The sequence below is a fragment of the Micromonospora globispora genome (assembly GCF_003857015.1).
In the GTDB taxonomy this organism is placed as follows: Bacteria; Actinomycetota; Actinomycetes; order Mycobacteriales; family Micromonosporaceae; genus Micromonospora; species Micromonospora globispora.
Map to the genome: position 1 here is coordinate 21768 of NZ_QGGF01000060.1, position 24591 is coordinate 46358.

Below are 24591 nucleotides of genomic sequence, written 5' to 3' on the forward strand. Positions count from 1 at the left end.
GAGTCAGGTCGGGTCGACGCCTTCACTGCTCAAGTCTGCCTCGATCTTGCCGACGCTCAACGCAACAGAGCCCGGTTGGGTGCAGGCCTCGCTACTCCCTGACTGCGCCCTCGAGCATGCCCGAAATGAATTTGCGCTGCAGGAAGAGGTAGAGCAGGGCGACCGGCGTCGCGACGATCACGGCGCCGGCTGCCAGCAGCGTGAACCCCTGGGTGTACTGGCCCTGGAAGAACGCCAGCCCGAGCGGTGCGGTCCGCAGCGACTCGGCGGTCACCATGACCAGGGGGACGAGGAACTCGTTCCAGGTCCACATGAACGTCAGGACGATCAGGGTGACGACGGCGGGCCAGGCGATTGGGACGAGCACCCGCCACAGGATGGTGCGAGTCGAGGCTCCGTCCATGCGCGCAGCCTCGACCAGCGCCCGACTGCTGGTACGGAAGTACGCCCTCATCCAGAACGTGCCGAACGCGACCGACTGGGCTACCTGGGGCAGGGCCACTGCCCAGAACGTGTCGGTGAGACCCAGCGTCCTCAGGTCGAAGTACAACGGCACGACGATGGCCTCGCTGGGCATCATGATGCCGAGAAGGAAGGCGTAGAACAGCAAAGTCGAGCCACGGAAACGCATCGTTCCCAACGCGTATCCACTGAGGATGGACAGGATCACGCTGACCGTGACGACGAACACCGACACCAGCAGACTCATCCGCAGGTACGTGCCGAAGTGTCCGACGTGCCAGGCCGTTGCGAAGTTGCCGACGTGCAATCCGGCGATGCTGGCGGCACTGCCGGACCCGCTGCCGGGGGCGTCGTCCGGGCCCAACGCAGCGGCCAGGACGGTCCCGATCGGGGCAAGCGCGAAGGCGGCGAACAGGACCAGGATGACGTAGTTCGCGGAGCGCTCCGCACGGGAGATCATGACGTGGAGTCCCTGTCGCCGACGCGGGTGATCGCGAACGAGATCACGAAGATGATGATGGTCAGGCAGACCCCGATGGCGGCTGCCGAGCCGACCTTCCCCAGCTCGAACGCACGGTGATACACCTCGTAGGACGGCACCGACGTCGACGTGCCCGGGCCGCCGCGGGTTGTCACGTACACCAGGTCGAACGTCCGCAGTGCGGCAATCACCGTGAGGGTCAGCGCCACAGCGATCTCGCCACGAACCGACGGTAGGGTGACGGCGAAGAACTCCCGGACCGGACCGCCTCCGTCGAGGCGCACCGCATCGTACAGCTCTGGGGAGATGCGGCTCATGCCGGCGAGCAGCAGCACGGTCACCAGACCGGTTTCGAACCATGTGCCGATGAAGCCGACGGCCGGAAGGGCCGCACCGTAGTCGCCCAGCCAGGCACGGGTGAGCGAGCCGAGACCGACCGCGTGCAGCAGCGAGTTCAGCGGTCCATCAGGAGCGTAGATGCGCCGCCAGGCCACAGCGACGACCACCATCGCGATGACCTGCGGCAGGAACACCACGGTGCGGAAGAACGACAGTCCACGGACCTTTGCGCGGTTGAGGATCGAGGCCAGGACGAGGCCGACGCACAACGGCACGAGCGCGTAGAACACCATGAGCACCAATGCGTGCCCGAAGGCGTCCCGTAGATCGTCGTTCCTGAGCACGTCGGCGTAGTTGTCGAGGCCAATCCATCGGCCGAGGGTCAGCCCGTCCCAGTCGTAGAACGAGATCTGGACCGATCGCGCCAGCGGGTACAGCAGGAACGCCGCGTACACGAGGAAGGCAGGCAGGACGTACAGGTATCCGGTCCCGCGGGGCCGGCGGGGCGGTCCGACGAGGCTGCGCTCGCGGACCGCCCGCGTTGTCGTCGCGGTCATCCGGCCGTCAGCCGTTGGATGCGGAGAAGTCGCCGTAGTCCTTCTGCAACGAGTCCAGGAACTGCTCCGGCGTCTTCTTCTTGGCCAGCAGATCCTGCAGCGAGGCGGTGACGCTGTCATACATCGTCGGCGTCGCGTAGTCCAGGTACGGCACGAGCCCGTCCGTCTTGACGATGTCTCCGAAGGCGGTGAAGACATCCTTCTGCAGCCCGCCGCCGACGTCCTGGCTCGATGTGTCGGCAACTGGCAGATTGCCGGTGCTGGTGAGCACCTTCATGGCCTGCTCGCTGGTGATGAAGTTGATGTAGGCGGCGGCCGCGTCGGGGTGCTTGCTCTTGGCGGTGATGGCGAACGGCAGCCCGGTGCCACCGGTGGCCACCGGCTTGTCACCGGCGTTCGCCGCCGGCGGCAGCATGAACGCCACGTCGGAACCCATGGCCTTGGCGAGGTCGGCCTGCAGCCACGTCCCTCCGATGAGGAAGACGCCCTTGCCCTTGCTGAACGCCTGCCAGGCGGGGTCGTAGCCCGTTCCGTTGAAGCCTGGCTCGAAGTAGCCCTTGTCGACCCAGTCGACCAGTTCCTGGGCCGCTTTGAGATTGTCGGGAGTCTTCCACGACGCGCCCTTGCGGCCGAAGGCCAGCGTCTTGATGTCGTCGGGCGAGGTGGAGCGGCCCTGGATCGTGCCGAACACGTGGATCGCCGGCCACTTGTCGAGGTTGCCGAGCATCATCGGAACCTCGCCCCTGGCCTTGGCGGTAGCCATCGCGCTCTCGAAGTCGGACCAGCTCTTGGGTGGCTGGAGGCCGAACTTGGCGAGCTTCTTGGCGTTGTAGAAGATGCCGACCACCTCGCCCACCTGGGGTAGCCCGTAGAGGTTGCCCTCCCCGAAGGTCCTGCCGTCCGGGCTGTACGACGAGTACTGGCGCACCGACTCGGGGTATCTGCGGTCCCAGCCGTAGGCGGCGGCGTACGCGTTGAGCGGAAGCAACTGCCCGGCCTTGACGAACTCGCCCATGTCAGAGCGCCCGTTGTTGGCCTCTACGACGTCAGGGGCCTCGTTGCCGCTGAGCGCCAGCCGGAGGGTGGTCTTCAGGTCATCGAAGGAGCGGGACACGCGCTGGATCTTGATGTTGGGGTACTTGGCCTGAAAGTCCTTGTTGAGTTGCTCCATCTGCGCGGCCTGTCCACCGCGGACCTCCTGGTCCCAGACGATCAGGGTGACGTTGCCCAACTTGGCCGCGTCGGTGGTCACCGCGGCGTTGGGCTTCGCCGACGGCGACGGGCTCGAGGATCCGGGGGCGCATGCGGTGACCGCGAGGACACCGATCGCGCTGGCCGCGATCAGGGTCCTTGACCTGAACGACTTCATCTCCTGCTCCTTGGTGAGGGTGAATGGACGCCCTGCACAGCATCTGGGCGTGGCCGGGGCATGAGCTGGCGCCCCTCCACGTCCGCGTGCCGCGCGATGGTGGCTGCGGCGCGGTGGACCCCACCGAGCGGCACCGTGGGCACAATCTGCTCAAGGAACTCGTAGCGCCGGCGCAACGACGCCATGTACGAGCCGCCGCCGAGGCTGTCGCGTAGCGCATGCCACCAGTCGGCGATGTCGCCCCAGCCCGGCGCGGCGAGGGAGCCGCCGAACTGCTGCACCGCCAAGCCCGAACACATGATGGCGAAGGCCAACCGGTTGCGCAGTGACCACCCGGCGAGCGTGCCGACGACCAGTCCGGCAGCGAAGACGTCGCCCGCTCCGGTCGGGTCGAGCGCCGGCACCCGCAACGCAGGCATCTGCGCCTCCTCGCCCGTCGTCCCGTCGATCGCCAGCGCACCCTGCGCGCCATTGGTCACCACCGCCAGGGGAACCACGTCCGCCAAGGCGTACAGCGCGTCGTTGGGGGTCTCGGTCCGGGTGTAGGCCATCGCTTCGGGGGCGTTGGGGAGGAACGCGTCGCATCCGGCAAGCTGGTCCAGGAGCCTGGGCGACCACTCGCCGGTGGGGTCCCAGCCGACGTCACCGAACACGAGCGCGCCCTGAGTGCGGGCGGCCTCGACCCACGTGGGCTCGTCCGTACCGCAGGCCACGTCGTGGCCGAGGTCGACCATGACCGCACGCGCTCGCGGCGGCACCCTGATCATCTCGTTGCCGGATATGGGCGCCGGGTGGCCATGAGTGACCATGCTGCGGTCGCGATCGACGGCCATGGAGACGGTGACCGGGGAGTGCCAGGCATCAAAACGACGCGAACGACTGAGATCGACGCCTTCCTGCTCAGCGAGGGTGCGCCAGCAGAAGTCGGCGTAGTCGTCGTCACCGAAGGCCGCTGCCAGGGAGGTACGCAGACCCAGCCGACTTGACGCGACGGCGAGGTTGGCGATCCCGCCCGGGCAGGAGCCCATGCCGCCCGCCCACACCTCAGTCCCAGCCGACGGCATGGTCTTCAGGCCGGTGAAGATGATGTCGAGGAAGACCGTGCCGCTCAGGAGCACGTCAAAATCCGGGCCATCCGCGGTCCGCTGAGCGGCGAGCGGGTCGTAGACGACATCCGTCACGGCGGGCGCCCTTCGGGAAAGAATTTACCAACGCGCCACATCCTGCCAGTCGTCCGGGTCAATCACAAGCAATAACAAGCAATCTCGCGCAGTCGATGCGCGATATTGCTCCTCGGTGACTGGTAATGTTCTCGCCGTGCGTCATCAACGCCAGCTTGAAATTGTGCGGCGGCTACGGGTCAACGGCGCCATCTCGGTCGAGGAGCTCGCATCGTCGCTGGGCGTCAGCGCGGCGACCGTTCGCCGCGACCTGAAACGGCTGCAGTCCGAGGGCAAGCTAACCCGGGTCCACGGGGGCGCGCACCTTCCGTCCTTCGTTACCGAGGACGCCGACGTCGACCGGCCGTTCGCCCTGGTCGCCACCGTCGACGAGGCGGACAAGCGGGCGGTTGCCCGGGCAGCCGCCGCCATGGTGCGGGACGGGGACATGGTCCTGCTCGACATTGGAACGACAACACAGCTCCTGGCCCAGGAGCTGCGAGGCCGGCGGGTCACGATCGTCACCGCCAGCCTCGCGGTTCTGGACGTCCTGCGCGATGACAACGCGGTCGAGCTCGTCCTCCTCGGAGGTCTGGTGCGCCGCGCATATCACTCCCTGGTCGGTGTCATCACCGAGGACACGCTCCGGCAGCTCCACGCCGACATCGCCTTCATGGGGGCCAGTGGGGTCCGGTCCGACGGCTCGGTCCTCGACACGACCCTGGTGGAGGTTCCTGTGAAGCGCGGTTTGATCGCCGCCTCCAGCCGCACCGTCCTCCTGACGGACCGGCACAAGTTTCCGGGCACGGGAACCCTTCGGGTGTGCGGGGTCGGCGACCTGGACGCCATCGTCACCAATGCGGGCGCCGACACCGACATGTTCGAGCTGTGTACCCGGTCCGGGGTGGAGGTGGTGGTCGCATGAAGCTGGCGATTCTCGGCGGCGGCGGGTTCCGGGTGCCACTGGTCTACAGTGCCCTGTTACGCGACACGAGTGACCGGCGCATCGAGTCCGTGTGGCTGCATGACGTCGCGCAGGACAGGCTCTCGGCGATCGGGCTCGTGCTGAGCCAGATGGCCGCAGGCCACCCGGGTGCTCCCCGAGTCACGACCACCACGGACCTGGACGAGGCGCTGAACGGCGCAGATTTCGTGTTCTCCGCCATCCGCGTCGGCGGCCTCGCCGGGCGCACCTCGGACGAGCGGGTAGCGCTCGACCTGGGGCTGCTCGGGCAGGAGACGACCGGCCCGGGCGGCGTGGCCTACGGACTGCGCACCGTACCGGTCGCGGTGCAGGTCGCCGAACGTGTGGCAGCGGTGAGCCCGGGAGCATGGGTCATCAACTTCACCAACCCGGCCGGCATGATCACCGAGGCCATGCAGCAGGTGCTGGGCGACCGGGTCGTGGGCATCTGCGACTCCCCCATCGGGCTGGGCCGCAGGGCTGCTCGCGCTCTGGGACACGACCCGCGGCGGACGTCGCCAGACTACCTCGGCCTGAACCACCTTGGCTGGCTCCGCGGTCTGAGCCACGAGGGTGCCGACGTTCTGCCCCAACTGATCGCCGACGACGCCCTGCTGGGGACCATCGAGGAAGGACGGCTCTTCGGCGCCGAGTGGATCCAGTCCCTCGGCGCGATCCCGAATGAGTACCTGTACTACTACTACTTCACCCGCGACGCGGTGAGATCGATCAAGGGCAGCGCGGCCACGCGCGGGGAGTTCCTGCTCGACCAGCAGCGCCGCTTCTACGACGCCGTCATCGGCAGCCCGCAGTCCGCGTACCAGGAGTGGCAGCGCGTGCGCCGGGAGCGCGACGCGACGTACATGAGGGAGAGCCGGCACTCCGACGACGAGCGGCGCGATGCGGCCGACGTCGAGGGTGGTGGCTACGAGGGCGTGGCCCTGGCCATCATGGCAGCCATCGCCCGCAACGAGCGCAGCGCCATGATCCTCAACGTTCGCAACGGTTGCACCGCGCCCGGGCTGCCTCGGGAAGCGGTCATCGAAGTGCCGTGCATGGTGGACGCCGACGGCCCCCACCCGCTGGCGACGCGCCCGCTCCTGGGTCACCAGCTCGGGCTCGCGCAGCAGGTCAAGGCGGTCGAGCAGCTCACGATCCAGGCGGCGCGGACGCGGTCGCCGCGCCTGGCTCTCGAGGCGTTCGCATTGCATCCCCTCGTGGACTCGGTGTCCACCGCTCACGTGCTCCTCGACGGCTACCGGCAGCGCATCCCCGACGTGGATGCGCTCTTCCGCTGACTCCTTGCTGAAGCCGTCAGTCGTTCTGCGGAAAGCCCAGGTTGAGTCCACCGTGGCTCGGGTCGAGCCAGCGCGAGGTCACGACCTTGCCGCGGGTGTAGAAGTGGACGCCATCCATGCCGTGGGCGTGGGTGTCGCCGAAAAGGCTGTCCTTCCAACCGCCGAACGAGTAGTAGGACACCGGCACCGGGATCGGCACGTTGATGCCGACCATGCCGACCTCCACCTGGTTCTGGAAGCGCCGCGCCGCGCCCCCGTCCTTGGTGAAGATGGCGGTGCCGTTGCCGTACGGGTTGGCGTTGATGAGGTCCAGCCCCTCCTCGTAGGACTTCACGCGAAGGACGGACAGCACCGGGCCGAAGATCTCGTCCCGGTAGATGGACATCTGCGGGGTGACGTTGTCGAAGAGGGTCGGCCCGAGCCAGAAGCCCTGGTCGCCGCCGTCGAACTCGTCCTTGCGCCCGTCGACGACCAGGGCCGCGCCCTCACCGACTCCCGCCTCCACATAGCTGGTCACCCTGTCGCGGTGCGCGCCCGTGACCAGTGGCCCCATGTCGCATCCCCGGGTGCCGTCGCCGGTGCGCAGCTTGCGCATCCGGTCGGTGATCTTCTCGACGAGCTCGTCGGCGATGGTGTCGACCGCGACGAGGGCCGAGATCGCCATGCAGCGTTCGCCGGCGGAACCGAAGCCGGCGTTGATGGCGGCGTCCGCGGCCAGGTCGAGATCCGCGTCCGGCAGGACCAGCATGTGGTTCTTGGCGCCACCGAGGGCCTGGACCCGCTTGCCGTGCGCCGTCGCGGTCTCGTAGACGTACCGGGCGATCGGGGTGGAGCCGACGAACGAGACGGCCCTGACATCAGGGTGGGTCAGCAGCGCGTCGACAGCTTCCTTGTCGCCGTGCACCACGTTCATCACACCGTCGGGAAGGCCGGCCTCGGTCCAGAGGCGGGCCACGGCCACGGCCGCCGACGGATCCTTCTCGCTGGGCTTGAGGACCACCGCGTTGCCGGAGGCGATGGCGATGGGGATGAACCACAGCGGAACCATGGCGGGAAAGTTGAACGGGGAGATCACGGCGACCACGCCCAGCGGCTGCCGGATCGAGTACACGTCCACCTTGGTGGAGGCGTTCTCGGTGAACCCACCCTTCATCAGCTGCGGGATGCCGCAGGCGAACTCAGCGACTTCGAGGCCCCGCGTCACCTCGCCGAGCGCGTCGTCGAGCACCTTGCCGTGCTCGGCGGTGATCAGCGCGGCGATCTCATGCTTTCGGGCGTTGAGGAGCTCGCGGAAGGCGAAAAGTACCTGTGTGCGCTTGGCCAGCGACGTGTTGGCCCAGGCCTCCCACGCGGTTCGGGCCGTAGTGACGACCTCGCCGACGAGGTCCGCGGATGCCAGGTCGAGGCGGCCCGTGACGTCTCCGGACGCCGGGTTGAAGACCTCGCTGGTGCGCTCTGAGGTGCCGTCCCAGAGGCGACCCCCCATGAGATGGGTGATGCGGGCGGGTTCGGTGCTCACGGTGCTCACGGTCCTTCCGCGTGCAGACTGGGGGCGGTGTGCCGGATGGTCCAGGGAGATTCGAAGGTGAGCGGCGCTGCCCTCGGGCGGAGACGGTCCCGGATGGCCTCGCCCATGAAGCTGCTGGCGTAGCCCAGCTCCGCGACCAGAGCCGGCAGCTCCAACCGGGAGGCCCGCGGAAACAGGTACGGGCCAAGGGCGAGCCTCACGTCGCCGCGCCCCGCAGAACCTCGGCGCGGTCGGCCAGGTCGACCCGGACCGGCCTGCCGGTGGCGAGGGACTGCAGGGCGGCCGTACACACCGCCGTGGCGGCGTAGCCGTCCCAGGTGGTGGGCCCGACGACCTCGCCTCGGCGGGACGCGTCGACCCAGGCCTGCACCTCCAGGTCGTAGGCGCGGGCGAAGCGGTCGCGGAAGTCGTCGGGAATGTGGCCACCGTAGTGGTTGTCGCTGCGGACGAAGACGTCCTGCCCCAGGCCGACGGTCACGTTGCCGAGTTCGGCCACCGCTTCGCAGCGGACCTCGTAGCCGATCTGGCTGTTGACGAAGACCTCGGTGGTGGCCATGCCGCCGCCGGCCATCTGGAAGATGGCCACCTGTGGGTCGAGCATCCCCTCGGCCGCCCTGCTGGTCGGCTTCGGCGCGAGGACGGTGATCGTGGCGATCTCGTCATCGAAGAGCCAGCGGCACACGTCGACCTCGTGCACCAGCGAGTCGCTGACGATCATCTCCGAGCGGAACCACTTCGGGAGCGTCTTGTTGCGGTGTGTGTTGTGTACGAGCAGGATCCGCCCGAGATCACCGGAGTCGAGGAGTCGCTTCATCCGGGCGTACTCCGGATCGAAACGCCGCATGAAGCCAACCTGGACCAGCGGCCGCCCGGCCTTGTTCCGCTCGGCCTCGACCACGCGCAGCGAGGACTCGCTGTCCATCGTCAACGGCTTCTCGCACAGGGCGTACTTGCCGTGTTCGACGCAGGCGAGGACCTGTTCCTCGTGCACAGAGCCGGGCGAGGCGATGAGCACGGCGTCAACGCCGGAGCCGGCGATGAGTTGGAGCGGGTCACCGACGGTGCGTACGCCGTCGTAGCGCGCGGCCAGGTCGCCGGCCCGCTCGGAGTCCGGGTCGGAGATCGCGACCAGCTCCGCGCCGGCGATGCGGTGCACGATCCGGTCGGCGTGGTCGGCGCCCATCATGCCGACGCCGATGATCCCGACCCGCAGCGGCGATGCACTCATGCCCTCAGCTCTTCCTCTTCTTCCCGCTCCACGGCCTTGCGTTCCTCGGGGCTCAGCGCGGGGGCTTCGACCTGACCGTGCTCGACCTCCCCCGGGTCGATGACCTTGCCTGGGTCGACCCCGCGTAGCTCGTGGCTGAGCTCCCCAAGCTCCTGGCCGCCGGCCATCTCAGTGGTGAGCTGTTCGAGGGTCAGGTCGTCGCGGTGCGCGTCCAGCACGACCCGACCGAGCTTGAGGATGACGAAATGGTTGCCGACGAGGTAGGCATGGTGCGGATTGTGGGTGATGAAGATGACGCCCAGGCCGGCGTCGCGAGCCTTGACGATGTACCGCAGGGCGACGCCTGACTGCTTGACGCCCAGCGCGGCGGTCGGCTCGTCGAGGATGATCACCCTCGCCCCGAAGTAGATGGCCCTGGCAATCGCGATGCACTGGCGCTGGCCGCCTGAGAGGCCCGCGACCGGCCCGTCGAGATCGGGGACGAACACCCCCATCTTGCCCAGTTCATCCGCACAGATGCGCTTCATCCGGGCGATGTCCAAGGTGCGCAACGGCCCCTTGCGCAGTTCGTTGCCGAGGAAGAAGTTCCGCCACACCGACATGAGCGGCGCGAGCGCGAGGTCCTGGTAGACGGTGGCGATCCCGCTCGCCTGGGCCTCCCGCGGCGAGCCGAACCGACGCACCACACCGTCGAGCTTCATCGTTCCGTCGGTGTGGTCGTGCAGGCCGGACATGATCTTGATCAGCGTGGACTTGCCGGCGCCGTTGTCGCCGAGAACGCACGTGACCTCGCCCTGGCGGACGTTGAGGCTTACCCCGCGCAGCGCGTGGACGTTGCCATAGCTCTTGCCAACGTTCTCGAGTTCGACGATCGGGGTGGTCGAGTGGCCGGCGGCGTCGTGCCGCTCGGTGGTCGCGGTGCTCATCGCAGATCCGCCCTCCGCTTGACGTACATGTTCACCAGCGTCGCCAGCAGCAGCATCACCCCGAGGAACGTCCTGAACCAGTCGGGGTTCCAGCCGGCGTAGTTGATGCCGAGCTGGGTCATGCCGAAGATCAGCGCGCCGAGCGACGCGCCGACCACCGAGCCGTAGCCGCCGGTGAGCAGGCAGCCGCCGATGACGGCGGCGATGATGAAGATGAACTCCTTGCCGACGCCCTCGCCGGACTGCACCGTGTTGAACTGGAACAGCAGGTGCATCCCGGACAGCCAGGCGCAGAATCCCACGGCCACGAAGAGGCCGATCTTGGTCGCCCGGACCGGTACGCCGACGGCGCGCGCCGCGGCGGCGTCGCCGCCGACCGCGAACACCCAGTTGCCCGCCCGCGTACGCAGCAGGACGTAGGCGGCGATGACGGTCAGCAGAACCCAGTACAGGACGGTGATCTTCAGGGTGACCGGCCCGAGGGTCACCTCGGATCCGAAGATGTTCTGCGCGCTGGCAAAGCCGTCCATGTCGCTGATGTCGGCGCTGGCGACATTGCCGGTGAGCAGCCGCGTGACGCCGAGGTTGACGCCCTGCAGGATGAAGAACGTGCCGAGCGTGACCAGGAAGCTCGGCAGTCCGGTCTTGAGCAGCAGCCACCCGTTGAACGCGCCGATCGCGACGGAGACGGCCAGCGCCAGCAGGATGCCGACCCAGACGTTGAGCCCGAAGTTCCAGGCGAGCAGGGAAGCGGAGAGCCCGGAGGTGGTCACCGCGACGCCGGCGGAGAGGTCGAACTCCCCGCCGATCATGAGCAGCGCCACGGGGACGGCCATGATGCCGATGGTGGAGGCCCCGTAGAGGATCGTTCCGACGTTGGCGACGTTGCGGAAGGGTTCCGCGACCGCCATGAAGAGCAGGAAGATCACGATCGCCGCGATGAGCGATCCGACCTCAGGGCGGCTCAGCAGCCGTGCCGCAAGGGGGCGGGTGGCGACCCGGTCGTCCTGGGTCGCCACCCCCCTGCTCGGCTCCGTGGCCGTAGCAGTCATGTCAGCTCACCTCGTGCCGTTGCTTGCGAACTTCTCGACAGCAGCGACGTTGGTGTTGTCGATGAACGCGGGACCGGTCAGGGTCGCCGCGCCACCGCCGATGGTGTTGCCGTTGGTCTTGTAGAGCCACAGGCTGTCAACCGCGAGGTAGCCCTGCAGGTAGGGCTGCTGGTCGACCGCCCACTCGACCTGGCCGCCCTTGATCGCGCCCACGAGGTCCTTGTTGGTGTCGAAGGTGACCACCTTGGCCGAGCTGCTGGCGTCCTTCACCGACTTGACGGCGGTCAGCGCGAACGGGGCGCCGAGGGTCAGCACCCGGTCGATGCTCTTGTCCTGCTGGAGCTTCGAGGTGATCGCCGCCTGGACGCTCGGCATGTCGGTGCCGGTGACGTAGATCTTCTCGGTGTTCGGGAACGTGGACTTCGTGCCGTCGCACCGGGCCTCGAGGCCGACGTGGCCCTGCTCCTGGATGACGCAGAGCGCCTTCTTGGCGCCATCCTTCGTGAGCCTTTCGCCGGCCGCCTGACCGGCGATCCTCTCGTCCTGGCCGAAGTAGCCCAGCACGCCCATGCTCTTCCACGCGTCGATGCCGCCGTTGAGGGCGACGACCGGGACACCGCCCTGGACGGCCTTCTGCACGTTGGCCTTCATGGCGTCGGGCTTGGCCAGGGTCACCGCGATGCCGTCGACCTTCTTGTCGATCGCGGACTGTACGAGGTTGGCCTGGTTCGCGCCGTCCGGGTCGGACTGGTACTGCAGGTCGACGTTGTCCTTCTTCGCCGCGTCCTCGGCGCCCTTGCGGACCAGGTCCCAGAAGGTGTCGCCCGGGGCCGCGTGGGTGATGAAGGCGACGGTCATCCTCGGGGTGGTGGCGGTGCCGGCCTTGCCGGCGTCACCCTCGGTGGACTGCTTGCCGCCGCTGGAGCTGCACGCCGCCAGGGCGAGAGCGGTCACGGCGCCGGCCGCGAGCAGGGACATGCGGGATCTGCGCATCATCTCGTATCTGCCTTTCTTCATCCGCCACGTCGTCGGGACGGATCTGGGGGGACGGGTCAGGCGGTGGTACCGCCTGTTGGAGGATCGTGGTGCCTGGTGTGATCGGTGTTGCCATCAGCTGCTCCCAAGGGGAGCCGGTCAGCGCAGCGGGCCGCAGGACTGCAGGTACGTCAGGGTCCGCCTCGCGATGGGCAGGGGCCTGTCGGCGGGGCACGGGTACATGTCCTGCTCGACGATGGCGAAGATATCCGCGTCGAGGTTCGCCAGGGCGTCGAGGATGGGGGGCATGTCGGGGATGCCCGTCGGTGGCTCGCACATGGCGCCCATCCGCACCGCCTCGCCGAAGCCGATGCCCTGTTCGTGCACGGCGGCCACGACAGCGGGGTCGACCTGCTTGAGGTGCACGTACCCGATCCGCTCGGGATGGTCGCCGATGAGCTTGAGGTTGTCCCCACCGCAGTAGGAGATGTGTCCCGTGTCCAGGCACAGGCTCACCAGGTCGGGATCCGTCTCGTCAAGGAACCGCTCCACGTTCTCGTGCGTGTCCACGTGGGTGTCGGCGTGGGGATGGAACTGGATCTGCAGGCCGAACTCCTCCCGGATGCGCCGCGCGAGCCGGTTCATCTGCCCGGCGTACGCCACCCACTGCTCGTCGGTCAGTCGCGCGTCCTCGAGGACCTTCACCGTCTGCGGGTCGCGCCAGAAGTCCGGGATGACCACGAGGTGCCGGGCGCCCATCGCCGCGGTCAGCGTGGCCGCCGCCGAGACGTCCTGCCACGTGGTGTCCCACGAGTCGGCGCGATGCAGGTGCTCGAAGATCGTGCCGGCGGTGACGCTTAACCCCCGCTGCTCGAGCTCGTCGCGCAGTCGGGGCGGGTCGGCGGGCAGGTAGCCGCACGGCCCCAGTTCGATACGGGTGTAGCCGGCCGCGGCGACCTCGTCCAGGAAGCGCTGCCAGGGGGTCTGTCGGGGGTCGTTGGGGAACCAGACCCCCCAGCTGTCCGGGGCGCTGCCGATCAGGGCCGGTCTGCTCATCGCTTCGTCCTCCCGGTCGGCGCCAGCAGTGCGCGCTGGGTGGCCTTGTGCTCGACGTACGTGGCGTGGGCGCGCTGGGTGGTGTCGAGGTCGCTGACCTGGCTGACCGGGACATCCCACCACGACTCGCTGTCGAGGGCGTGGACGGTGGGGTCGGTCTCGACATGGATGACGACGGGACCGCCGTCCGCCGGGGCGGCCTTGGCGTCCTTGATCGCCTGCTCGAGTTCCCCGCGACTGCGCACCTCGATCACCGTCGCGCCGAGGCTGCGGGCATTGGCGGCGAGGTCGATCGGCAGCTTCCCGCCGTCCAGCCGGCCGGTGGTGTCGTTACGGAACCGGTACCTGGTGCCGAACCGCTGTGAGCCGACCGACTCCGACAGTGAGCCGATGGAGTGGAAGCCGTGGTTCTGGACCAGGACGACGATCACCTTGACCCGTTCCTGCACGGCCGTGACGAGTTCCGTCGGCATCATCAGGTAGGAGCCGTCGCCCACCAGGACGAAGACGTCCCGGTCGGGGTCGGCCAGCCGCACCCCGATGCCGCCGGGGATCTCGTAGCCCATGCACGAGTAGCCGTACTCGACGTGGTAGGCCTTGCGGTCCCGGACCCGCCACAGCTTGTGCAGATCGCCGGGCATGGAGCCGGCGGCGCAGACGACGACGTCCCTCGGGTCGGACAGCTCGTTGACGCAGCCGAGCACCGTGCCCTGGGTGAGGACGCCGGCGGCGAGCGCGTCGGTGACCTCGGCGGGCGGGTGGTACGCGGCCTCCACCCGCACGTCCCAGTCGCGGAACAGCCTCGCCTGCCGGTCCCGGTACGCCGGGTCCACCGCATACCCCCGCAGGGCCGCGGTGAGGGCGGTGAGGGCCTCGCGGGCGTCCGTCACCAGGGGCAGACCGGCGTGCTTGCCAGCGTCGAACCGGGCGATGTTGATGTTGACAAAACGTACACCCGCATCCTGGAAGGCGGTGCGCGAAGCGGTGGTGAAGTCGCTGTAGCGGGTGCCGATGCCGATGACGACGTCGGCCTCCTGAGCCAGCGCATTGGCGGCCGTCGAGCCCGTCGAGCCGACCGCGCCCATGGCCTGCGGATGACCGTGCGGCAGTGCGCCCTTGCCGGCCTGAGTCTCCCCGACCGGGATGCCGGTGGCCTCGCAGAACGCACCCAGCGCCTCCTCCGCGCCGGAGTAGTGCACCCCGCCGCCGGCGACCACGAGCGGTCGCTGCGCCGAGCGGATCAGCGCGGCCGCGTCCGCGACGTCGACGGCCTCCGGGACCGGCCGGGCGACCCGCCAGACCCGCGGCGCGAACAGGTCGATCGGCCAGTCCAACGCCTCCGCCTGCACGTCCTGCGGCAGCGCGATGGTCGCCGCCCCCGTCTCCACCGGGTCGGTGAGGACCCGCATCGCGCCGAGCAGGGCCGAGGGCAGCTGCTCCGGCCGGTTGACCCGGTCGAAGAAGCGCGACAGCGGTCGGAAGGCGTCGTTGACGGTGACGTCCGCGGCGTGCGGCACCTCGAGCTCCTGCAGCACCGGCCCGGACACCCGGGTGGCGAAGGTGCCCGAGGGCAGCAGCAGCACCGGCAGACGGTTCACGGTGGCCAGCGCCGCTCCCGTGAGCATGTTCGTCGAGCCGGGGCCGACGGACGCGGTGCAGGCCCAGGTCTGAAGGCGGTCCTTCTGACGTGCGTAGGCCACCGCGGTGTGGACCATGGCCTGCTCGTTGCGGGCCAGCACGTAGGGCAGGCGCTCCTCCTGCTCGGCCAGCTCGTTCTGCAGCAGCGCCTGGCCCACGCCGGCGACGTTGCCGTGGCCGAAGATGCCGAGGCACCCGGCGAACAGCTTCTGGCGCTGGCCGTCCCGCTCGGTCCACTGGCTGGCCAGGAAGCGCACGACGGCCTGCCCCACGGTCAGGCGTACGGTTTCGGCGCCGGCGGTCATCGAGGTCCTCCGATCGGCAGTCTCGGGTCGACATCCTGCTGGGCCCACGAGTCCCGCAACCAGGCGTGGGCGGGGTCGTCGCAGATGAGCCAGGCCCGGGTCGCGCCGGGGCCGGCCATGACGTTCAGGTAGTAGAGGTCGTAACCGGGTGGGGCCATCGCGGGGCCGTGCCAGCCGTGCGGCACCAGGACGACATCGCCCGAGCGGACCTCGGCGAAGACGTCCAGCGGCCGCTCGCGGGTGCCGTACACGCGTTGATAGCCGACCGGATCAGCTCCGTCCGCCGGGGACTCCGCCCGGACCTCGAAGTAGTAGATCTCCTCCAGCTCGGTCTCCACCCCCTCCCGCTCCTCGTCGTGCTTGTGCGGAGGGTAGGAGCTCCAGTTGCCGGCCGGCGTGATGACCTCGCACGCGATGATCGAGTCCGCGTCGAGCACCTGCGGGACGCCGAAGTTGCGCACCTCGCGCGAGGCCCGGCCGGCGCCCCGCAGCTCCACGGGGACGTCCGCGGCGGCCACGTGCCGGAACGGCAGCGGCCTGCTGTGTTTCGTCGCCGTCGCGCCGCAGAGGGCCACCTTGGCCCGGCCAACGCCTGCGTTGCGCACCGTGAGGCTGGCGCCGCGCGGGACGTACGCCACGTCGGTCGCACCGACGAAGACGCTCGTCCGTCCGGCGAGCCGGGCCTCGTGGCGCTCTCCCGTGTGGTCGACCGCCGTGACGTCGAAGCTGCCCTGCAGGGGTACGACGATGACCTCGCTGTCGCCGAGGTCGAGGCTCACCTGGACGGCCGGTGCCAGTGTGGCCACCCGCAGACTGGTGTGCTGCCAGCCGTCGAGGGCGTCGGTGACGCACACCTGGAAGTCGCCGTCGGCGCAGCTGCCGAAGGGATGCACCCAGCGTCCGTTGTCGCTCATCGCCGCCCCCCGTGCACGAGTTCCGCGGCGATGTCGACGGCGGTGGCGACGTCACCGTCCGGCGGGAAGAGCAGCGCCCGTCCGACCACCAGGCCGCGCACGGCCGGCAGGTCGAGCGCCTTGCCCCACGCGGCGTACGTGTCGTCCGGGTTGCGTCTCGGGTCACCGCCGAGCAGAAGCGTCGGCAGCGTGGTGGCGTCCATGACGCGCTCCAGATCGTCGACCACGGGCAGTTTCAGCCAGGTGTGCTGGCTGGTGGCCCCCAGACCCGCGGCGATGTGGATGGAGGTGATGGTCGAGTCGGGGTCGAGCAGGTTGCGCACCCGGCCGTTCTCCCGAACCGAGAGGAACGGCTCCACCATCGCCATGACACCGTGGGCGGCGAGCCCGGTGATGGCGCGGGCGCTCACCTGCAGCGTGGCTGCCGTACCCGGATCGCCGAGGCAGATCCGGGTCAGCATCTTGCCGCCCTCCAGCCCCCGGGCCGCGATCTCGTCGGCCGTGTACGCGGTGAACCGGTCGTCGAGCTCGAAGACCGCGCCCTGCAGGCCGCCTCGGTTCATCGACCCGATGGTGACCTTGTCCTCCAACGCCCCCATCAGGAGCAGGTCGTCGAGGATGTCGGGCGTGCCGAGAACGCCGTCGACGCCGGGGCGGGACAGCGCGGTAGCCAGCCGCTCCAGCAGCTCGCTGCGCGAGGCCATGGCCTGACGGTCGTCACGCACGCCCAGCGCGCCGCGCGCCGGGTGGTCCGCGGCCACGATCAGCAGTCTGCCGTCCACGCCGACGAGCTGCCGGCGCCGGCGGGCGGCCCAGCCGTTGATGATCCGCCGCGGCTCGCGTACCCGGATCTCGGTCAGATCGGCGATGGTCGAACGGGTCGTCGTCACGGTCATCCCTCCTGTCCCGCGGTGGCGAGGACGGCCTCGACCTCGGCGGTGGTCGGCATGGCACTGGAGCACTCGAGTTTGGACGCGACGATTGCCCCAGCCACGTTGGCGAAGCGCAGGATGCGACCCAGCTCCCACCCGTTGAGCAGGCCGTGGACCAGCGCACCCCCGAAGGCGTCACCCGCACCGAGGCCGTTGACCACCGTCACGGGGAACGGCCGCACTTCGACGCGCTCGTCGGCGGTCGCGGCCAGCACCCCCTTGGGTCCCTGCTTGACGATGGCGAGCTGCACCCCGCGCTCGAGCAGGGCGTCCGCCGCGCGCTGGGGTTCGGTCTCGCCGACCGCCACCTCGCACTCCTCGCGGTTGCCGACCGCGACGGTGACATGCTCCAGGGCCTTGGCGACCTGGTCGCCGGCTTCGGCCGGGTGCGGCCAGAACATCGGCCGGTAGTCGAGGTCGAGGACGGTGTGCGACCGCCGGCCGCGGGCCTGCCACGCGGCGAAGTGCGCCGTGCGGGACGGCTCCTGCGACAGCCCGGTGACGGTGGCCCAGAAGACCCAGGCCGCGCGGATCGCGTCGAGCGGGAGTTCCTCCGCCTCGATCATCAGGTCGGGCGCGGTCGGATAGCGGTAGAAGTACAGCGGGAAGTCGTCCGGGGGGAAGATCTCGCAGAAGGTGACCGGCGTCGGGGGGCCGTCGACCTCGGTGACGAACGCGTCGTCGACGCCGAAGTCGCGCAGCGACCGACGGATGTAGCGACCGAACGGGTCGCGGCCGGTACGCGTGATGAGCGCCGCCCGCCGTCCGTGCCGCGCCGCGGCCACGGCGACGTTGGTCGCGCTCCCGCCCAGAAACTTCTCGAAGCGCTCGACGTCCTCGAGGCCAACACGGTGGTCGAGCGGGTAGATGTCCACCCCGCACCGACCCATGGCCACCAGATCGTACGCCGCGCCTCCTGCCGTCACCATCGTCATTCCCCGGCCGCGCTCGGTCCGGCCGCGGCCGCCTCGTCCGCCACGGCCAGCAGATGCTCGATGCTCGCCCGTACGTCGGCCACCGGGTTTGGTTCCGCGGACCCGGTGGCCGGGGAGCCGGCCAGTATGCAGTCCTGCTCGAGGACGTACCACCCCGCGTACCCGCTGTCCTCGAGGGCCGTCACGATCGCCTTGACGTCGACATCACCCTGGCCGAGCGGGACGTACATGCCACCGGCCACGGCTTCGGTGTAGGTGACCTCGCCGGACTGCACCCGCCGGACCCAGTCGATCCGGACGTCCTTGAGATGGGTGTGCGCGATCCGCCCGGGGTGCTGCTGCGCCACCGCGACCGGGTCGCCGCCGCCGATGTGCAGGTGCCCGGTGTCGAGGCACAGGCCGATTCGGCTCCCGGCGAGCACCTTGCCCGTCTCTTCGCCGCTCTCGACCATCGTGCCGACGTGCGGGTGCAGGGTGGCCACGAGTCCGCGGGTGGACGCCGCGTCGGTGATCCGGTCAAGGTTGCCCAGCAGAGTCGACCAGCCGGACTCGTCGAGGACCGGACGCTCGTCGTAGCCCTCCTGACCCGTCGCAGCGGCGATGACCACCGTGGATGCGCTGGCCGCCACCAGACCGTCCATCGCACGTTCGACCTCCGGTAGCGGGTCGTGGCCCGGGTCGTGCAGGACGACGGGGACGAACTGCCCCACCGCCTTCAGGCCGTAACCGGCCAGCGTCGCGGCCTTGGCCGTGGGGTCGTCGGGCAGGAAGCCCTCCGGTCCGAACTCGGTGGCGGCCAGACCGAGTTCGCGCATCTGCCGCAGCACGACGTTCGGTTCCAGTTGGTAGCCCCAGCCGGGGACCTCGCAGACGCCCCAGGAGATGGGTGCCCCGGCGATACGGTTGGGCACCGGGGTGGCGGCTCCTGGCGGGGTGGGTTCGGCGCTGACAAAGGTCATGGCCTCAGACTCCCTTGATCTCGGAGAGGGCGACGGGCCGGCGCTCCGCTCGGGACAGCTCGCAGGCCTCGGCAACGCGGAAGGCCTCAAGCGCGTCGCGGACGGTGCACGGGGACGGCCGCTCGCCGCGGGCGACGTCCGCGAAAGCGGTGAGCTCGGCCTGGTACGCCGGAAGGAAACGCTCCATGAAGGACCACCTCCGGGGGCCCCGGGGAAAGTCGACCCCCTCCTCGGCGGACCTCATCGCCAGCGAGTGGTCCAGCCCCACCGCGATCGTGCCCTTCTCGCCGAACACCTCCATGCGCACGTCGTGGCCGCCGCCGTTGTATCGGGTCGAGGAGACGAGGACCATCGTGCCGTCGTCCAAAGTCAGCAGGGCGGCGCCGGTGTCCACATCCCCGGCCTCGGAGAAGAAGCCGGCTCCCTTGTTCGCACCCGTCGCGTAGACGGAGGCCACCTCCTGCCCCGTGACGAACCGGATGATGTCGAAGTCGTGCACGTTGCAGTCGCGGAAGATCCCGCCCGAGGTCGGGATGTACGAGGCGTGCGGCGGGGACTGGTCGTGGGTGTTGGCCCGGATGGTGTGGATGAAACCCAGCTCGCCGGATTCCGCCGCGCGCCGCGCGCGCTGGTAGCCGACGTCGAAGCGTCGCTGGAAGCCGACATGCGCCGGCACTCCGCTGGCGGCGACGAGGTCGGTCAGCGCGATGGTCTCTTCGAGGGTGGCCGCGACGGGCTTCTCGCAGAAGGTCGGCACCCCGGCGGCGATCCCCTGCCACAGCAGCGGGGCGTGCCCGGGGGTGGCGGTCGCGATCACGAAACCGTCGACGCCCGAGGCGAGCAGCGCCTCGGCGTCTGCGGCGACCTCCGCGCCGAGCTCCTCGGCGAGGGCCCGGGCGGCCTGAACGTTGGTGTCGGTCACGACGAGCTCGTCGACGAAGTCGAGGCCTACCAGGGTCCTGGCATGGAAGGCCCCGATCCTTCCCACCCCCGCGAGCCCGATGCGCATATGAGTCATCCAATCCACGTGTCGGTGGCCGCCGTTGCCCCGCCACTGGCCGTGGGGCGTAGCCTGCCCGTAACATCGATGCCTCGTCAAGGGTTTGTCCTAACATCCTCACGTAAGTTCAATCTGTCTTTTGGAGTAGAGTGCCGGCCATGGCCATCCAAGTGGGCATCACGATCGACCGGTCCTCCCCGGTGCCCCTGTACCACCAGCTCGCGGAGCAGCTGCGCGCCGCGATCCGCAGTGGTCAGCTGCAGCCCGGCGATCCGTTCGAGAACGAGATGGCCCTCGCCGAGCGACTCAACCTGTCACGGCCAACGGTGCGCCGGGCCATCCAGGAGTTGGTCAGCCAGGGCCTGCTGCTGCGTCGGCGCGGTCTCGGCACCACGGTCGCCAACCGCAAGGTGCACCGGCGTGCCGAACTCACGAGCCTCTACGACGACCTCAAGCGCGACTCGGCCCGACCCACGACCGCCGTCCTGCAGCACGAACTGGTGCGGGACGAGCGTGTGGCAGCGTCGCTCGATCTGCCCGTCGACGCCGAACTGCTCTCGATCGTCCGCCTGCGGTTCTCCGACAACCGCCCGCTGGCCATCCTGCACAACTGGCTGCCACCGTCGTACGCCGACATCACCCGGGAGCAGCTCGAGGCGCAGGGCCTGTACGCCCTGCTACGCGATCGTGGCGTGCGGCCGGTCGTCGCGCACCAGACGATCGGGGCACGCACGCCGACCGCGGCCCAACGGCGGCACCTGCGGCTGAAGCCGTCCGAGCCCGTGCTCACCATGACGCGCAGCGCGTTCGACTCGGCAGGCAACCCGGTGGAGTACGGCGACCACTGCTACCGAGCTCAGGACTACAGCATCGAGGTCATGATCGACGAGCGGTGACGCGGGACGACGCCCATGGCCGGGCCGACCGGCCGCCCCTAACTTGATCTTTAACCTGTTCGACGTAGTCGGGGATTCGCGGTCTTCGTTTTCTTGGTGCCCGGTTTGTTGGTCTTCTTGGTGGTTGCGATGTGGACGTCGTGACGTGCGGGGTTCCAAAACGCGGTCATCGTGGCTGACCTGGCCGGACGTGGTTCCTATCAGGGATGCCTGACACCATCGTTGGGATGTCGCTCCGCCTGATCTACCTCGTGTTCTGCCGGATCGCCGGCTGGGTGTCCCTGCTCGCTCGGACCACCGCAGCCAAGGACCCGGAGATTCTCGTCCTGCGTCACGAGAACGCGGTCCTGCGCCGACAGAACCCCAAGCCGCGCCTGAACTGGGCCGACCGCGCAGCGCTCGCCGCCCTGATCAGGCTCCTGCCACGGACGTTGAAGGCCCATCGGCTCGTCACCCCAGCCACGGTCCTTCGCTGGCATCGGCGGCTGGTCGCCCGCCACTGGACGTATCCACACCGGCTCGGGCGCCCGCCCATCGACCCAGCGCTGGCCGCGCTGGTCGAGCACATGGCCCGGGACAACCCGGGCTGCGGCTACCAGCGAATTCAAGGAGAGCTGTTCGGTCTTGGTTACCGGATCGGCGCGTCGACGATCCGCAGGATCCTCAACAGCTGGGCACACCGCCGGCACCGCTGCGCCGCGACCACACCACGTGGCGACGATTCCTGCGCACCCAAGCGTCCACCATGCTCGCCTGCGACTTCTTCCATGTGGACTGCGCGCTCACCCTCCAACGCTTGTACGTGTTTTTCGTCCTGGAGGTCGGCAGCCGGTACGGGCACATCCTCGGCGTCACCGCCAACCCCGACGGGCCGTGGACCGTTCAGCAGGCCAGGAATCTGCTCATGGACCTGGGCGAGCGCGTCGATCAGTTCAGATTCCTGATCCGGGACCGGGCCGGGCAGTTGACCGACGCCTTCGACACCGTACTGACCGACGCCGGCGTCACGGTATACAAGATCCCACCGCGCAGCCCGCGATCCAACGCCTACGCGGAAAGGTTCGTCCTCACCGCCCGCAGCGAGGTCACCGACCGCATGCTCATCTTCAGCGAACGACATCTACGCAGAACACTTGCTGAATACGCCCGTCACTACAACGGGCGGCGACCACACCGAGCCCTGCAGTTGCAGTCCCCGCGCTCCGACCGTCCCGTCGTTGACCTGACCCACAAACGGATCAAACGCCGGCCCGTCCTCGGCGGGCTGATCACCGAATATGAACGAGCCGCATAGAAGCCCAAGTCAGGCCACGTAGCAGGGTTTTGGAACCCCACAGGGTGGGTCGGGTCGTCCGCCGAAGTGGAGTAGACGGCAGTTGATCGACGGGATCCGGTGGCGGACACGGGTCGGCTCGCCGTGGCGGGACGTGCCGGCACTGTACGGGCCCTGGCAGACCGTCTACGGGTTGTTCCGCAGGTGGCAGCGGGCCGGGGTGTGGCGGAACGTGGTCACCGGGTTGCAGGCACGCGCCGATGCGGCGGGATTGATCACCTGGGACGTCAGTGTTGATTCCACCAGCGCCCGCGCTCATCAGCACGCCGCCGGCGCCCGCACCCGTGGTGAGTTGCAGGTCGAGTCGCCCGGTGGTGTCGATGACGAGCCCGACGACCATGCGTTGGGACGGTCGCGAGGTGGGTTGACCACGAAGCTGCACCTGGCCTGTGAACAGGGCCGCAAGCCGTTGTCGACCGTGCTCACCGCCGGACACCGCGGCGACAGCCCGCAATTCGACCCGGTCCTGGCCGGTATTCGGGTTCCCCGTCCCAGTGGCGGCCGGCCCCGCACACGACCGGATCGAATCCTGGCCGACAAGGCATACAGCTCCCGCGCCAACCGGCAGCACCTGGCCCGCCGCGGAATCGCCGCGACCATCCCGATCAAGGTCGACCAGGCCGCGAGCCGACGCAGGAAAGGCTCGCAGGGCGGCCGGCCACCGACCTTCGACTCCATCACCTACCGGCAGCGCCACGCCGTCGAGTGCGGCATCAACCAGCTCAAACGCAACCGAGCCCTGGCCACCCGCTATGACAAACTCGCCGTCCGCTACCACGCCACAGTGCACATCGCCACGATCAACGAGTGGCTCCGACCCGGCTTATGAAACAGGGCCTAATCCCGGCGGCCCGCTCTCTGGCGGCGTTCTCGCGCACGGTGGTTCAGGCTACGAGCAGGCGGAGACCGAGCTCTGCCGTGTCGAGGGCGACGAGGTCGCGGTTGCGCTCGGCCCACCGGCCTGAGGAAAGGTCTTCGCGGAGTGTGCTGACTGCCCGTTGCTCAGCCTGCGGTCCGACTCTGGTCCATACCGAAACCGCGCGGCGTACATGTTCGTCCAGGTATGCCTCAGGCCGGCGCCAGTATGCCTCGAAGAAGCCGTCAGCGCAGTCCCACGGGACGAGCACCGGCTCCGCGCGTCCTCCGATCGCGCGGGTCAGGTCGGCCAGGGACGGCCAGTCGACGAGGAGGTCTGCAAACTCAGGTAAGTAGTCGCGGGTGAGCCAGAACCGCTGACGCCAGCCGGTGTCATCGGCGTCGTACGTGAACACCACCACGCGGCGGGCCACACGCCGCATCTCACGCAGCCCGGCGACCGGATCCGGCCAGTGATGGACGGTGCTGACCGCCATCGCGGCGTCAAAGGACTGGTCCTCGAACGGCAGACTCTCCGCAGCGGCGGCCACGCACGGCGCCGCGCCCGGGGGACGCTGCGCCCGCATGACCGCCGACGGTTCCACCGCCGTGACGTCGCGGTCGGGTGGTTCGTAGGAGCCGGTGCCAGCCCCGACGTTCAGCACCGTTCGTGCGTCCCCCAGCGCATCCCAGATGCGCGCGGCGATCCGTGGCTCGGTGCGCCGCGTCGCGGGGTAAGCGGATCCGATGGCGTCGTACAACTGCGCGCCGAACACTTTCAGTTGCTCCTCTGGCGCCGTCCTGATCCCCATTGCGCGTGCCTCCAGTTCCCTGTCTATAGCCGTCACCATGGCAGCAGCGCGGTCGCGCTGGTCCATCAGCAGGCCGCGCAGCCGGCACAGGTGCGCGACTGCGTCGGTGGCCGGATCGTCAACCAGATCCGCGATCTCCCGCAATCCGAAGCCGAGCCGCCGGTAGGCGAGCACCTCCCGGAGTCGCTCCACATCGCCCGGGGAGTAGACCCGGTGCCCAGCCGCGGTCCGCGTGGACGGCTCCAGGAGGCCGATCTCGTCATAGTGATGCAGTGTGCGGACGCTGACACCGGCCAACTCCGCCACACGCCCCACGGTCAGGTGCTCCTCCACGCCACCGACTATGTGACATGACGCCGCGTGAGGAGCAAGCGCTTCGCTGCTTACATGATCGAGTTTCCGCTCATCGGCACGACCGGGCGCCGCCTCAATCCGGTTGTCGTGACGCTGCGTAGCGCGCGGTCGGCGGCATGACCGGATGTTCGATGGACGTCGAACTTGGCGAATGACTACCGGACCGGCAGGAGTGGACACCCGGCAGACGTGATTGAGTGTGTACGTGGCGCTCTATCCGGTGGGTGACCTGTGAGGGCACCGGGAGGCTTGCGGGCCGGGGG

At 69.0% G+C, this 24591-nt stretch carries 22 protein-coding genes and 1 pseudogene; 5 read left to right on the top strand and 18 right to left on the bottom strand.

Features of this window, described 5'->3' with window-relative positions:
- Window positions 1–91: 91 nt before the first annotated feature.
- The 4 genes from DKL51_RS01885 to DKL51_RS01900 form a co-directional block, all read right to left on the bottom strand.
- Window positions 92–922 (bottom strand): carbohydrate ABC transporter permease, encoded by an 831-nt coding sequence (locus tag DKL51_RS01885; protein WP_109946124.1) that lies wholly within the window; start codon window positions 920–922, stop codon window positions 92–94.
- On the bottom strand, window positions 919–1737 hold the full coding sequence (locus tag DKL51_RS01890; RefSeq protein WP_243420752.1) for a carbohydrate ABC transporter permease: 819 nt from the start codon (window positions 1735–1737) through the stop codon (window positions 919–921). The genes DKL51_RS01885 and DKL51_RS01890 overlap by 4 nt, the downstream gene beginning before the upstream one ends.
- 109 nt (window positions 1738–1846) lie before the next feature.
- Window positions 1847–3208 carry an extracellular solute-binding protein gene (locus tag DKL51_RS01895; RefSeq protein ID WP_124811659.1) on the bottom strand — a complete coding sequence of 454 codons (1362 nt, stop codon included), beginning with the start codon at window positions 3206–3208 and terminating at the stop codon, window positions 1847–1849.
- Window positions 3205–4389 (bottom strand): carbohydrate kinase family protein, encoded by a 1185-nt coding sequence (locus DKL51_RS01900; protein ID WP_109965496.1) that lies wholly within the window; start codon window positions 4387–4389, stop codon window positions 3205–3207. The genes DKL51_RS01895 and DKL51_RS01900 overlap by 4 nt, the downstream gene beginning before the upstream one ends.
- Window positions 4390–4525: 136 nt before the next feature.
- Between DKL51_RS01900 and DKL51_RS01905 the strand changes: the two genes are divergently transcribed.
- The gene (locus DKL51_RS01905; protein ID WP_109946128.1) at window positions 4526–5293 is read left to right on the top strand and encodes a DeoR/GlpR family DNA-binding transcription regulator; all 768 of its coding nucleotides are present in this window, start codon (window positions 4526–4528) and stop codon (window positions 5291–5293) included.
- Window positions 5290–6630, top strand: a complete 1341-nt coding sequence (locus DKL51_RS01910) for a 6-phospho-beta-glucosidase (RefSeq protein ID WP_109965495.1) — start codon at window positions 5290–5292, stop codon at window positions 6628–6630. Before DKL51_RS01905 ends, DKL51_RS01910 begins: the two co-directional genes overlap by 4 nt.
- Window positions 6631–6646: 16 nt before the next feature.
- Here the strand turns inward: DKL51_RS01910 and DKL51_RS01915 are convergent, their stop codons facing one another.
- From DKL51_RS01915 to DKL51_RS01975, 13 genes are all read right to left on the bottom strand, one after another.
- Complete coding sequence (locus DKL51_RS01915; RefSeq protein WP_185734673.1) at window positions 6647–8116, bottom strand: CoA-acylating methylmalonate-semialdehyde dehydrogenase; 1470 nt, start codon at window positions 8114–8116, stop codon at window positions 6647–6649.
- A 38-nt stretch (window positions 8117–8154) separates the two neighbouring features.
- Complete coding sequence (locus tag DKL51_RS01920) at window positions 8155–8358, bottom strand: hypothetical protein (RefSeq protein WP_109946130.1); 204 nt, start codon at window positions 8356–8358, stop codon at window positions 8155–8157.
- Entirely contained in the window at window positions 8355–9386 is a 1032-nt protein-coding gene (locus tag DKL51_RS01925; RefSeq protein ID WP_109946131.1) for a Gfo/Idh/MocA family protein, read from the bottom strand. Before DKL51_RS01925 ends, DKL51_RS01920 begins: the two co-directional genes overlap by 4 nt.
- Complete coding sequence (locus tag DKL51_RS01930; RefSeq protein ID WP_109946132.1) at window positions 9383–10312, bottom strand: ATP-binding cassette domain-containing protein; 930 nt, start codon at window positions 10310–10312, stop codon at window positions 9383–9385. Before DKL51_RS01930 ends, DKL51_RS01925 begins: the two co-directional genes overlap by 4 nt.
- Window positions 10309–11364, bottom strand: coding sequence for an ABC transporter permease (locus tag DKL51_RS01935; protein WP_109946133.1), 1056 nt, complete (start codon window positions 11362–11364; stop codon window positions 10309–10311). The genes DKL51_RS01930 and DKL51_RS01935 overlap by 4 nt, the downstream gene beginning before the upstream one ends.
- A 6-nt stretch (window positions 11365–11370) precedes the next feature.
- Window positions 11371–12381, bottom strand: coding sequence for a sugar ABC transporter substrate-binding protein (locus DKL51_RS01940; RefSeq protein WP_243420751.1), 1011 nt, complete (start codon window positions 12379–12381; stop codon window positions 11371–11373).
- A gap of 117 nt (window positions 12382–12498) precedes the next feature.
- A complete protein-coding gene (locus tag DKL51_RS01945; protein ID WP_109965494.1) occupies window positions 12499–13395 on the bottom strand; it encodes a TIM barrel protein in 897 nt (298 codons plus the stop codon).
- A complete protein-coding gene (gene iolD, locus DKL51_RS01950) occupies window positions 13392–15338 on the bottom strand; it encodes a 3D-(3,5/4)-trihydroxycyclohexane-1,2-dione acylhydrolase (decyclizing) (RefSeq protein WP_109965493.1) in 1947 nt (648 codons plus the stop codon). Before iolD ends, DKL51_RS01945 begins: the two co-directional genes overlap by 4 nt.
- Window positions 15335–16252 carry a 5-deoxy-glucuronate isomerase gene (gene iolB, locus DKL51_RS01955; RefSeq protein WP_109965492.1) on the bottom strand — a complete coding sequence of 306 codons (918 nt, stop codon included), beginning with the start codon at window positions 16250–16252 and terminating at the stop codon, window positions 15335–15337. Before iolB ends, iolD begins: the two co-directional genes overlap by 4 nt.
- Window positions 16249–17142 (bottom strand): Cgl0159 family (beta/alpha)8-fold protein, encoded by an 894-nt coding sequence (locus tag DKL51_RS01960; protein ID WP_221623115.1) that lies wholly within the window; start codon window positions 17140–17142, stop codon window positions 16249–16251. Before DKL51_RS01960 ends, iolB begins: the two co-directional genes overlap by 4 nt.
- A 2-nt stretch (window positions 17143–17144) precedes the next feature.
- Window positions 17145–18113, bottom strand: a complete 969-nt coding sequence (gene iolC, locus DKL51_RS01965; protein ID WP_185734672.1) for a 5-dehydro-2-deoxygluconokinase — start codon at window positions 18111–18113, stop codon at window positions 17145–17147.
- A 2-nt stretch (window positions 18114–18115) separates the two neighbouring features.
- The gene (locus DKL51_RS01970; protein WP_109965489.1) at window positions 18116–19078 is read right to left on the bottom strand and encodes a sugar phosphate isomerase/epimerase family protein; all 963 of its coding nucleotides are present in this window, start codon (window positions 19076–19078) and stop codon (window positions 18116–18118) included.
- Window positions 19079–19082: 4 nt separating this feature from the next.
- On the bottom strand, window positions 19083–20096 hold the full coding sequence (locus DKL51_RS01975) for a Gfo/Idh/MocA family protein (protein WP_311768018.1): 1014 nt from the start codon (window positions 20094–20096) through the stop codon (window positions 19083–19085).
- A 140-nt stretch (window positions 20097–20236) separates the two neighbouring features.
- On the opposite strand from DKL51_RS01975, the gene DKL51_RS01980 reads away from it, so the two are divergent.
- The 3 genes and pseudogenes from DKL51_RS01980 to DKL51_RS01990 form a co-directional block, all read left to right on the top strand.
- Window positions 20237–20974 carry a GntR family transcriptional regulator gene (locus tag DKL51_RS01980; protein WP_109965508.1) on the top strand — a complete coding sequence of 246 codons (738 nt, stop codon included), beginning with the start codon at window positions 20237–20239 and terminating at the stop codon, window positions 20972–20974.
- Window positions 20975–21719: 745 nt separating this feature from the next.
- The gene (locus DKL51_RS35545; RefSeq protein WP_243420750.1) at window positions 21720–22268 is read left to right on the top strand and encodes an integrase core domain-containing protein; all 549 of its coding nucleotides are present in this window, start codon (window positions 21720–21722) and stop codon (window positions 22266–22268) included.
- Window positions 22269–22305: 37 nt separating this feature from the next.
- Window positions 22306–23136, top strand: a pseudogene (locus DKL51_RS01990) (IS5 family transposase); the annotation flags it as partial.
- A 55-nt stretch (window positions 23137–23191) separates the two neighbouring features.
- Here the strand turns inward: DKL51_RS01990 and DKL51_RS01995 are convergent.
- Complete coding sequence (locus DKL51_RS01995) at window positions 23192–24307, bottom strand: MerR family transcriptional regulator (protein WP_109965486.1); 1116 nt, start codon at window positions 24305–24307, stop codon at window positions 23192–23194.
- Window positions 24308–24591: the final 284 nt, after the last annotated feature.